Origin of the sequence: Pseudomonas sp. (assembly GCF_037994325.1) — a bacterium.
Lineage (GTDB): Bacteria > Pseudomonadota > Gammaproteobacteria > Pseudomonadales > Pseudomonadaceae > Aquipseudomonas.
In genome coordinates this window covers 1-10,819 of record NZ_JBBNAH010000661.1, presented here as the reverse complement: position 1 = coordinate 10,819, position 10,819 = coordinate 1, and the positions used below count along the sequence as shown (strand labels likewise).

The following is a 10,819-nucleotide window of genomic DNA, read 5'->3' as shown; positions in this document are numbered from 1 at the left end:
TATAAAGGGCCACTTACTCAGTAAGTGGCCCTTTTTTGTTGCCTGGCGTTTTTGTTCACGCATAACTCTTTGATAAAAAAGAAATTAACGGTTGACACAAACGCCTTGAACTGTAGAATTGCCGGCGCGGGATGGAGCAGTCTGGTAGCTCGTCGGGCTCATAACCCGAAGGTCGTCGGTTCAAATCCGGCTCCCGCAACCAAACATTTAAAGGCCACTTGGAAACAAGTGGCCTTTTGTGTTTCTGGCGTTTGGACTTTGCCATCGCCCTCCCTTCTCTGCGTTCGTTCTCTATATAAAGAACACGAGGCAAGCAGGCAGTCAGTCGCTTGGCTTGACCACTGGCCCGCAATGCACCACTACTAAGAAACCACCAGGATGTGCAAACCGGTTGCTCCGCGACGCAACGCAGCTGATCATTGCCGGGCTCGTTCGCCATAGGGAGTCATGCATGCTTTACCCAGGACCGCATTGCGCTTCGCGACCCACCCCCGCTGCCCAATTTTTGCCCGCTGGCCTATCGGCTTCCCGTCCCGTTTTCGAGGTGCCGAATGCGCGCTAATCCGCCAGATGCCCATAACCCACCGGCGTCCGACGTGCATCCATCACGCCTGTTGTGGATGGAGCGCCTCAGCACCTACCGCCAGCCGATCGGCCTGGCCGTTACCCTGCTGCTATTTGCCATTGCCCTGTTGGCCTGCCGACACCTGATTCAAGACCTCGACCCCGACTCCCTGCGCGAATCCGTGCTCAGCGTGCCGAAAAGTGCCCTGCTCGGCGCCCTGGCCGCGACCGTGGTCGGCTTTATTATCTTGCTCGGCTATGAATGGTCGGCCAGTCGCTTCGCCGATGTGAAGTTGCCGTTGCCCGCCCTGGCGTTTGGCGGCTTTAACGCCTTCGCCATCGGCAACGCCATTGGCCTGTCGATGCTGTCTGGCGGCTCGGTGCGCTATCGCTTGTATGCCCGCCATGGCCTGGGCCCGGCAGAAGTAGCGCGCATGACCTTGTTTGCCAGCCTGTCGCTCGGTTGCGCACTGCCGATTCTCGCGGCACTGGCCACCCTCAGCGATTTGAGCGCAGCCGCCACTGCCCTGCGTTTGCCCGCCGGCTTACTGGCCGCCATTGCGCTCGCCCTGCTGCTGGGTTGCGGCGCGCTGCTGGTGGCTATCAGCCGACGTCGCCTGGCGGAACAGCCGATCCCCAACAACCTGCTGATTCAGTTTGGCCGCCGCACCTTGCGCGTGCCGGGCCTGCGCCTGGCGGCGCTGCAATTGCTGATTACCGCGCTGGACGTCGCCGCCGCTGCCACCGTGCTGTATCTCTTGTTGCCGGAAGCGCCGCCGTTTGGCGCCTTCCTGTTGGTTTACCTGTTGGCCCTGGCTGCCGGTGTACTCAGCCATGTACCCGGCGGTGTCGGCGTGTTTGAAGCGGTGCTGCTGGCCGCTTTCGCTGATCAGCTGGGCAGTGCGCCTTTGGCCGCGGCGCTGCTGTTGTACCGTTTGATCTATGTGGTGCTGCCGCTCCTGGTCGCCTGCCTGTTGCTGCTGTGCAACGAAGCCTATCGCCTGATCGTCAAGCATCAGGCCGTGCGCGTTGCTTCCGGCTTGGCCGCGCCGGTGCTGGCGTTGTTGGTGTTTATTTCCGGCGTGGTGCTGCTGTTTTCTGGCGCGACCCCGGCCATCGATTCGCGCATTGAAGACCTTGGTTTCCTTATTCCCCATCGCCTGATTGACGCTTCGCATCTGGGCGCCAGTCTGATTGGCGTGCTCTGCCTGCTGCTGGCGCAGGGCCTGCGCCGGCGCCTGTCGGCGGCCTGGGTGCTGACCATGGTGCTATTGCTGGTTGGCGCATTGCTGTCGCTGATGAAGGGCTTTGACTGGGAAGAAGCCACGTTGCTGACCCTCACCGCCAGCCTGCTGGCTGTGTTCCGCCGCTCGTTCTACCGCCCGAGCCGCTTGCTGGAATTGCCGTTTTCTTCGGTCTACTTGGTGGCGGCGTTGTGCGTATTGGGCGCTTCAATCTGGCTGATGTTTTTCGCTTACCAAGACGTGCCCTACGGTCATGAGCTGTGGTGGCAATTCGCGTTGGATGCCGGTGCGCCCCGTGCACTGCGCTCAGCCCTGGGCAGCGCCTTGCTGCTGGTGATCGTGGTGCTGACTTGGTTGCTGCGTACCGAGCCACCGGAAATTCGCCTGCCCGATGAGGCGGAGCTGGACACCGCCGCACGCATCATCAGCGCCTCCGACCAACCCGACGGCGGCCTGGCCCTGACCGGCGATAAGGCGTTGCTGTTTCACCAGGGCGATGACGCGTTTTTGATGTACGCCCGCCGTGGCCGCAGCATGATTGCCCTGTACGACCCCATCGGCCCAGCGCAGCAACGCGCTGAGTTGATCTGGCAATTCCGCGACCTGTGCGACCTGCACCATGCGCGGCCAGTGTTCTACCAAGTGCGCGCGGAGAACCTGCCCTTCTATATGGACATCGGTCTCACCGCCCTCAAGCTCGGTGAAGAAGCCCGCGTTGACCTGCGCGCGTTCGATCTGGAAGCCAAGGGCAAGGAAATGAAGGACCTGCGCTACACCTGGAACCGTGGCGGGCGCGATGGTCTGGCATTGGAAATCTTTGAAGCCGGCGCCGCACCGATGGAGGAGCTGCAAGCCATCTCAGCAGCCTGGGTCGAGGGCAAAAACGTACGGGAGAAAGGCTTCTCCCTTGGCCGCTTTACCCCGGAGTACCTCAAGCGTTTCCGCATTGCGGTGATTCGTTTCGAGGGCCGCGCGGTCGCCTTTGCCAACTTGCTGGAAACCCAAAGCACGGAACTGGCCAGCCTGGATCTGATGCGCGCCCACCCCGAGGCGCCCAAGCTGACCATGGAATTTCTGATGCTCGGCCTGATCCTGCATTACAAGGCCGCTGGCTACAGCCGCTTCAGCCTGGGCATGGTGCCCTTGTCTGGCCTGCAACCGCGGCGTGGCGCGCCACTGACCCAACGCCTGGGCGCCATGGTCTTCCGCCGCGGTGAGCAGTTGTATAACTTCCAGGGCCTACGCCGCTTTAAAGATAAATTCCAGCCCGACTGGGAACCGCGCTACATGGCTGTACCGGCCGGGCTCGACCCGCTGGTAGCCCTGGCTGACACCGCCGCCCTTATTGCAGGTGGCCTGACAGGATTGGTGAAACGCTGATGATTCGACGCTTCTGGCGGCCGCTATTGGTCGCACTCTTGGTGACAGGCGTGGCGGTTGCCGCCCTGCTGTACAAACGCGGCGGCAACCTGCCAACCGTGGAGCATTTGCAACTGAGCGACGGCAGCGCCCTGACCCGAGTCGTACCTGGCAGCGCCGCCAAGGCCCAGGTGGCCATTGGCGTGCCGCCCGATATGTTGCTCACTGACGCGCAGTTGCTCGCTATCAGCCGCGACAGCCATGCTCAGGTGGTGCAGTTCAGCCTCGACAGCAAAGACTGCGCCGTGCAACAAAAACGCCTGCAAGACAGCCTCGCGCAACTGGCCGGTCCCGCCACCTTGGTAGCCGGTATTGGCCCCGGCGCGACGCTGGCGTGGAACTGGCTGGCCGGCCAGAACAACGACCAAGCCAAAGCCCTGTCGGTGGATTTCTCCATTGAAAAGCCCGACTGCCCGCAGCCAGCCAAAGCCACCCATGGCCATTGGGTCGCCGCCTGGAACGATAACCCTGACGACCCCAGCGCCGCCTTTGCCCGCGAACAAAGCAATGGCGTAACTAGCATCAGCGACTACGACACCACCCTGCCGCAGGTGCTGGACAAAGAACTGCGCAACCTGCTGCAAGGTGAAAGCGATGCCATGCCCGTGGTCGAAGTCCCGGCCATAGACCCCGACAATGCGTCTGATACCGTCAGCTTGTTCTACTCCGGCGATGGTGGCTGGCGCGACCTGGATCGCGACGTGGCCGAGGAAATGGCCAAACGCAATTACCCCGTAGTCGGCATCGATGCCTTGCGTTACTACTGGCAGCACAAGAGCCCGGAACAGAGCGCGGTCGACCTGGCCAAGCTGATGAAGCTGTACCAAGACAAATGGGGCGCAAAGAATTTTGTGCTGATCGGCTATTCGTTTGGTGCTGACGTATTACCCGCCATCTACAACCGCCTGACACCGGCTGCACAGCAGCAAGTGCGCGGCATTCAGCTGATTGCCCTGGCCCGCAGCGGTAGCTTTGAAATCGAAGTGCAGGGCTGGCTCGGCACCGCTGGCAAAGAAGCCGCCACCGGCCCGGAAGTGGCGCGCCTGCCGGCGGCCAAAGTGCTGTGCGTGTATGGCAAAGACGAGGTCAGCGAAAGCGGCTGTACCGAAGCCACCACCGTTGGCGAAAAACTGGAACTGCCCGGCGGCCATCACTTTGACGAAGACTACCCAGCCCTCGCCGCCCGCCTGATCAAAGACATCGAAAAGCGCCCCGAGCCATAACAACCATCGTCGTCCCCGCGCAGGTGGGAATGACGGCGGGCAGCGGGTCATGGCCTGCGGCACACAGTGCTAGAGTCTGCTTCTAACCCGCCCTAGAGCGGGCATCTAGCAGAAGGAAATCCTGATGAGTTGGAAAAACACCGAGTCCCGCTACGGTAGCGCCAGCATTACGTTGCACTGGCTGATGGTGATTTTGCTGGCGGCGGTTTACGCCTGTATTGAACTGCGCGGTCTGTTTCCCAAAGACAGCGTGGAACGCGATCTGATGAAGCAATTGCACTTTATGCTCGGCCTCAGCGTGTTTGTGCTGGTATGGCTGCGTCTGTTCCTGCGCGCGACAAGTCCGACGCCACGTATAGAACCCACCCCACCAGCGTGGCAAATGCTGCCCGCCAAGCTGATGCACCTGGCGCTTTACCTGTTGATGATTGGCTTACCGTTCGCGGGCTGGTTGATCTTGAGCGCAGCCGGCAAACCGGTGCCGTTCTTTGGTCTGGAGTTGCCGCCCTTGGTGGACAAAAACCCTGACCTGGCCAAGCAGATCAAGGAATGGCATGAGCTCGGCGGCTCAGTGGGTTACTGGCTGATTGGCCTGCATGCCGTGGCCGGCATAGCGCATCACTATGTGATCCGCGATAACACCTTGCTGCGTATGTTGCCGCGTAGAGGCTGAGGCACCGCGCACCAACGCGATCCCCCCATAAATCCCTTGGTGCGCACAGCACACCCTACGGCCTTCTATAGGCTTTGGATCAACGCACGACTGCTCTTTGGGTGTGCTGCGCGCACCTGCGGTTTCCCCATGGTGCGCACGGTATTGACCCTACGTATTCGAGATCAAATCTCGACCTGCGTACCCAACTCAATCACTCGGTTCAATGGCAGGTTGAAGAAGCGCAAGTTGCCGTTGGCGTTTTTCAGCAGAAAGGCGAACAGCAGTTCGCGCCAACGCGCCATGCCCACCAATTTGGTGGAGATGATGGTTTCGCGGCTTAAGAAGTAGGTGGTGCGCATCGGGCTGAAGTCGAGGTCTTCCAGGTGGCACAAGCCCAAGGCGCCGGGCACGTCGGTCTCGTCCATAAAGCCGAAGTGCAGCACTACGCGGTAGAAGCCTTCGCCAAAGGCATCCACCTCAAACCGCCGCTCGTTGGGTACGCGCGGCTCGTCTTCGTTCATGACCGTCAGCAGCACCACGGTTTCGTGCAGTACCTGGTTGTGTAGCAGGTTATGCAACAGCGCATGGGGCACCGCATCGGCGCGCGCGGTAAGGAACACCGCGGTGCCCTGCACCCGATGTGGCGGCTGTACGCGGATGCTGCTGATAAACAGCGGCAGCGGAATGGCGCTTTCGTCGAGGCGGTCGACCAACAACTGGCGACCGCGCTTCCAAGTGGTCATCAGAATAAACAGCGCGGTACCAGCCACGACCGGGAAGGCGCCGCCCTGCAATACCTTGGGCAGGTTGGCGGCAAAGAACAGGCTGTCGACCAGAAAGAACGCCAGCAGCATCGGCACCGAAGCCCATGGTGACCAGCGCCACAGCAATAGCACCACGGCAGACGCCAGCAAGGTGTCGATCAGCATGGTGCCCGTCACCGCCACGCCGTAGGCGGCAGCCAGGGCGCTGGATGATTCAAAGCCCAGCACCAGCAAGACCACACCGACCATCAGCGTCCAGTTCACCGCGCCGATGTAAATCTGCCCTTGCTCATGGCTGGAGGTGTGCTGAATAAACATAAGCGGCACATAGCCTAACTGGATCGCCTGACGTGTCAGCGAGAACGCACCGGAGATCACCGCTTGTGAAGCAATGATGGTGGCTAAGGTCGACAGCAAAATCATCGGCAGCAACGCCCAGCTCGGCGCCAGCAAGTAGAAAGGGTTACGCGCCGCTTCCGGGTTTTCCAGCAGCAAGGCACCTTGGCCGAAGTAGTTCAAGGCCAAGCCGGGCAACACCAGCACAAACCAGGCCCGGGCAATTGGCTTGCGGCCGAAGTGGCCCATATCGGCGTACAACGCTTCCGCGCCGGTCAGTGACAACACCACGGCACCGAGAATGGTGATGCCAATGCCAGGGTGGGAAATAAAGAAGTTAACAGCCCAGTAGGGGTTTAGCGCATGCAGCACTTCCGGGTGCTGCAAGATGCCGTAAATGCCCAAGGCACTCAGGGCACTAAACCAAGTGAGCATGATCGGGCCGAAGAAAATGCCGATGCGGGTGGTGCCGTGCTTCTGAATCAAGAACAGGGCAACCAGCACCACCAACGATAACGGCACCACCCAGTGGTCGATGCCGTCAAAGGCCAGCTCCAAGCCTTCCACCGCCGACAATACCGAGATGGCCGGGGTGATCATGCTGTCGCCGTAGAACAGCGCGGCGCCAAACAGGCCAAGCAGCACCAACACATTGCGCAGTTTGGGATAGTCATGGGCGGCGCGACGGGCCAGCGCGGTCAGGGCCATTACCCCGCCTTCGCCCTGGTTATCGGCACGCAGCATAAACAGCACGTACTTGAGCGACACCACCCAGAACAGCGACCAGAAGATCAGCGAGAGAATGCCCAGCACGCCATCGTGGTTGGCCTGCACCCCGTAATGCGGGGAGAACACTTCTTTAAGGGTGTACAGCGGGCTGGTACCAATATCCCCAAACACGACGCCAACCGCAGCAACCATCAGGCTGATGGTTGATGACTTGCCTGCCGAACCGCCAGCCTCGGCAGAATGCGCTTTGGACATGCACTAAGCTCCTGAAAAAGATCGAGGCCCACCTATGTGTGGCGACCACGCAAACAGGCCGGCTTTATACCTGATATTGCCGGCCCTAAGAATCAGTTTTACGCCATGTTTCAGACCACTTGATCGTCGACTGACTACGCTGTCCTCAGCAGGTAGCGCCGCCCAGAGCATAGCTGACGGCTCACCTGCCGGATGGAGGCTGGTCAAGCGCACGACCTGCCGCTAGAATTGCGCACTTTTTGACCAGAGGCACCCCAAGGTGCCCGTCTAAACGCCTGAGGTTCACCATGTCCACCGTCGCCACGCCGAAAGTCGGCTTCGTCTCCCTGGGTTGCCCCAAGGCACTCGTCGATTCCGAACGCATCCTCACCCAGTTGCGTATGGAAGGTTACGAAGTCGTCGCGACCTACCAGGACGCCGACGTAGTGGTGGTTAACACCTGCGGTTTTATCGACACGGCCAAAGCCGAATCGTTGGAAGTGATTGGTGAAGCCCTGGCCGAAAACGGCAAAGTGATTGTCACCGGCTGCATGGGCGTGGAAGAAAGTGCCATCCGCAACGTGCACCCCAGCGTGCTGGCGGTGACCGGCCCGCAGCAATATGAGCAAGTGGTTAACGCCGTGCACGCCGCTGCACCGCCCAATCTGAACCACAACCCTCTGATCGATCTGGTGCCGCCGCAAGGCATCAAACTCACCCCGCGCCACTACGCCTACCTGAAGATTTCCGAAGGCTGCAACCACAGCTGCAGCTTTTGCATTATTCCGTCCATGCGCGGCAAGCTGGTCAGCCGCCCGGTGGGTGAAGTGCTCAGCGAAGCCGAGCGCTTGGTTAAAGCCGGGGTTAAAGAGCTGCTGGTGATTTCCCAAGACACCAGCGCCTATGGCGTTGATGTGAAGTACAAAACCGACTTCTGGAATGGCCAGCCGGTAAAAACCCGCATGCTGGAACTCTGCGAAGCGCTGAGCAGCATGGGCGTGTGGGTCCGCTTGCACTACGTGTACCCGTACCCGAACGTCGACGACGTCATTCCATTGATGGCCGCTGGCAAAATCCTGCCGTATCTGGATATCCCCTTCCAACACGCCAGCCCGAAAATCCTCAAAGCTATGAAGCGTCCGGCCTTTGAAGACAAAACCCTGGCGCGCATCAAAAAATGGCGCGAGCAGTGCCCTGAACTGATCATCCGCTCGACCTTTATTGTCGGCTTCCCTGGTGAAACCGAAGAAGATTTCCAATACCTGCTCAACTGGCTGACCGAAGCCCAGCTCGACCGTGTTGGCTGCTTCCAGTACTCACCAGTAGAAGGCGCGCCAGCCAACCTGCTGGACGCCGAAGTCGTGCCAGACGACGTTAAACAATCGCGCTGGGACCGCTTTATGGAGCACCAGCAAGCCATCAGCGCCGCGCGCTTGCAGCTGAAAATCGGCAAAGAAATTGAAGTGCTGATCGACGAAGTGGATGAGCAAGGCGCCATAGGCCGCAGCTTCTTTGACGCGCCGGAAATCGACGGCCGCGTGTATGTCGACAGCGACCAAGACCTCAAGCCAGGTGACAAGGTGATGTGCCGCGTGACCGATGCCGATGAGTACGACCTCTGGGCCGAAACGCTCTGATCAAACAGCCCCGCCGATGCGGGGCTTTTTTATGGTCTAAGCCGCGCCCCGTAGGGTGTGCTACGCGCACCAAGCGATTTACGCGTGAACGCTACGGTGCGCAATTATTCGCAGGTGTTTGGCCCTGCGCCGCGTATAAGCCAAACACCCAGACACTGCATCGCCAGGAGCCCTGTATGTCGCTGCGCTTAACCCTTCCGTCATTCCTCGCTCTGTCTTTGGCACTAGTCTGCCAAACCGCCCTCGCCGGCCCACTGCTGGACAAAATCAAAGAGCGCCGCGCCGAGCGTCAGCCAGATAGTGCGACCACTGCGCCTCTGGAGTTACCCGCTGGCGCTACGCTGATCACAGACCTGGCTTACGGCCCCGCCGCCCGCGAGCGCATGGACGTTTATCTACCCAAACAAGCCAGCAATGCCCCGGTGATTTTTATGGTGCATGGCGGTGCCTGGAGAACGGGCGATAAAGAGGCCCAGCAAGTGGTGGCCAACAAGGTCAGCCGCTGGGTAAGCCAGGGTTTTATCTTGGTGTCCGCCAACTACCCGCTGCTGCCGGAAAGCAAACCGCTGCAACAGGCCGAAGAAGTTGCCAAAGCATTGGCCATGACCCAAGCCAAAGCGCCCAGCTGGGGTGGCTCGGCCAATCATGTAATCGTTATGGGCCACTCTGCGGGCGCCCATCTGGTGGCTCTGTTGGCCGCTTCGCCGACGCTGGCAGCCGCCCAAGGCGCCAAACCCTGGCTCGGTACCGTGGCCCTGGATAGCGCTGCGCTGGATGTGGAAAAGATCATGCAAGCGCGGCATATGCGCTTCTACGACCAAGCCTTTGGCGACGATCCAGCCTACTGGCAACAGACCTCGCCCAACTATGTGTTGGCTAACGGCGCTGCGCCGATCCTCGCGGTGTGCTCCACGCGCCGCGAGGTGGCCTGCGAACAGGCGCAGCTATTTGCCAACCATGGCGGCGCGGTAGGCGTAAGCATTAGCGTGCTCAAGCAGGACATGAGCCACAAGGAAATCAACCAACTGCTCGGCACGCCAGGCGCCTACACCGATGCCGTGGAAGCCTTTATGGCCAGCCTGGACATTGATGTCGCCAAGCGTTTGCACCGTTAGTAACGCCGCCGGCGATGAAGGCTGTCGTTGTCTGCTGATCACGCCCACACTGGACGAGCGCTACGTTTGGCGCCAGACAACGAGGTGACGTGTGGATAAAAGCTCTTGGTACGCACAATTTGCTAAGGCCGCCGCACGCTTTTGCGGCAGGCCACCGGTATTTGCCATCGCCATTGGCGTGATTGCGCTATGGATCGTCACCGGCCCACTGTTTCACTACAGCGACACCTGGCAATTGGTGATCAACACCGGCACCACCATCGTCACTTTTCTGATGGTTTTCCTTATCCAAAACACGCAAAACCGCGACACCCAAGCGATTCAGATCAAGCTCGACGAGCTGATCCGCGTGACCCAGGGCGCCCATAACGCGCTGTTGGATCTGGAAGAACTGGACGACCGCAAGCTGGAACTGTTTCGCCGTAAGTACCAAGCGCTGGCCAGTGATGCGCGGAGCAAACTAGTCCTCGGCACCCTGGACACCGACACGCCCGAGGCCTAAAAAGGCCGAAAAGCAGGGCCGGCAGCTGCGGGCGTTGTTACAATGCCCGCCCATTACGTTTCCCGGCCCTTGTCATGACAGACCCCATTCGCCTTTCCAAACGCCTGATCGAAGTGATCGGCTGCTCGCGTCGTGAGGCCGAGTTGTATATCGAGGGCGGCTGGGTAACGGTGGATGGCGAGGTGGTCGACGAGCCGCAATTCAAAGTGACCGAGCAAACCGTGGCGTTGTTGCCCGACGCGGTTCTGACCGCGCCGGAGCCCGTGACCATTTTGTTTCATCAAACGCCCGAACTGGATATCGACGGCGCCCATGCGCTGATCAGCCCAGCCACCCTATCTGCCGAACACCGCTTTGGTACTCACCCACTCAAGGGCCATTTCCTGCGCTTGAACAG

General features: G+C 60.2%; 8 protein-coding genes and 1 tRNA gene. 8 read left to right on the top strand and 1 reads right to left on the bottom strand.

Going from position 1 to position 10,819, the window contains the following annotated elements; translation table 11 throughout:
• Window positions 1–125 precede the first annotated feature (125 nt).
• The 4 genes from AAAB16_RS21865 (at window position 126) to AAAB16_RS21850 (ending at window position 5,123) form a co-directional block, all read left to right on the top strand.
• A tRNA-Met gene (locus AAAB16_RS21865) sits at window positions 126–202 on the top strand.
• Between the two features lie 349 nt (window positions 203–551).
• Complete coding sequence (mprF, locus tag AAAB16_RS21860; RefSeq protein WP_340665234.1) at window positions 552–3,188, top strand: bifunctional lysylphosphatidylglycerol flippase/synthetase MprF; 2,637 nt, start codon at window positions 552–554, stop codon at window positions 3,186–3,188.
• A complete protein-coding gene (locus AAAB16_RS21855; RefSeq protein WP_340665233.1) occupies window positions 3,188–4,450 on the top strand; it encodes an AcvB/VirJ family lysyl-phosphatidylglycerol hydrolase in 1,263 nt (420 codons plus the stop codon). The genes mprF and AAAB16_RS21855 overlap by 1 nt, the downstream gene beginning before the upstream one ends.
• Window positions 4,451–4,574: 124 nt before the next feature.
• Window positions 4,575–5,123: a cytochrome b gene (locus tag AAAB16_RS21850; protein ID WP_340665232.1), complete on the top strand. Its 549-nt coding sequence runs from the start codon at window positions 4,575–4,577 to the stop codon at window positions 5,121–5,123.
• A gap of 164 nt (window positions 5,124–5,287) precedes the next feature.
• On the opposite strand, the gene AAAB16_RS21845 is transcribed toward AAAB16_RS21850, so the two are convergent.
• Complete coding sequence (locus AAAB16_RS21845) at window positions 5,288–7,189, bottom strand: potassium transporter Kup (RefSeq protein WP_340665231.1); 1,902 nt, start codon at window positions 7,187–7,189, stop codon at window positions 5,288–5,290.
• A 287-nt stretch (window positions 7,190–7,476) separates the two neighbouring features.
• On the opposite strand from AAAB16_RS21845, the gene rimO reads away from it, so the two are divergent.
• The 4 genes from rimO to AAAB16_RS21825 all read left to right on the top strand — a co-directional run.
• On the top strand, window positions 7,477–8,805 hold the full coding sequence (rimO, locus tag AAAB16_RS21840; RefSeq protein WP_340665230.1) for a 30S ribosomal protein S12 methylthiotransferase RimO: 1,329 nt from the start codon (window positions 7,477–7,479) through the stop codon (window positions 8,803–8,805).
• Between the two features lie 176 nt (window positions 8,806–8,981).
• Window positions 8,982–9,920: an alpha/beta hydrolase gene (locus AAAB16_RS21835; protein ID WP_340665229.1), complete on the top strand. Its 939-nt coding sequence runs from the start codon at window positions 8,982–8,984 to the stop codon at window positions 9,918–9,920.
• A 91-nt stretch (window positions 9,921–10,011) separates the two neighbouring features.
• On the top strand, window positions 10,012–10,422 hold the full coding sequence (locus AAAB16_RS21830; RefSeq protein WP_340665228.1) for a low affinity iron permease family protein: 411 nt from the start codon (window positions 10,012–10,014) through the stop codon (window positions 10,420–10,422).
• A 74-nt stretch (window positions 10,423–10,496) separates the two neighbouring features.
• Window positions 10,497–10,819, top strand: a 323-nt coding sequence (locus AAAB16_RS21825; protein WP_340665227.1) for a S4 domain-containing protein, incomplete at its 3' end; no start/stop codon positions are given.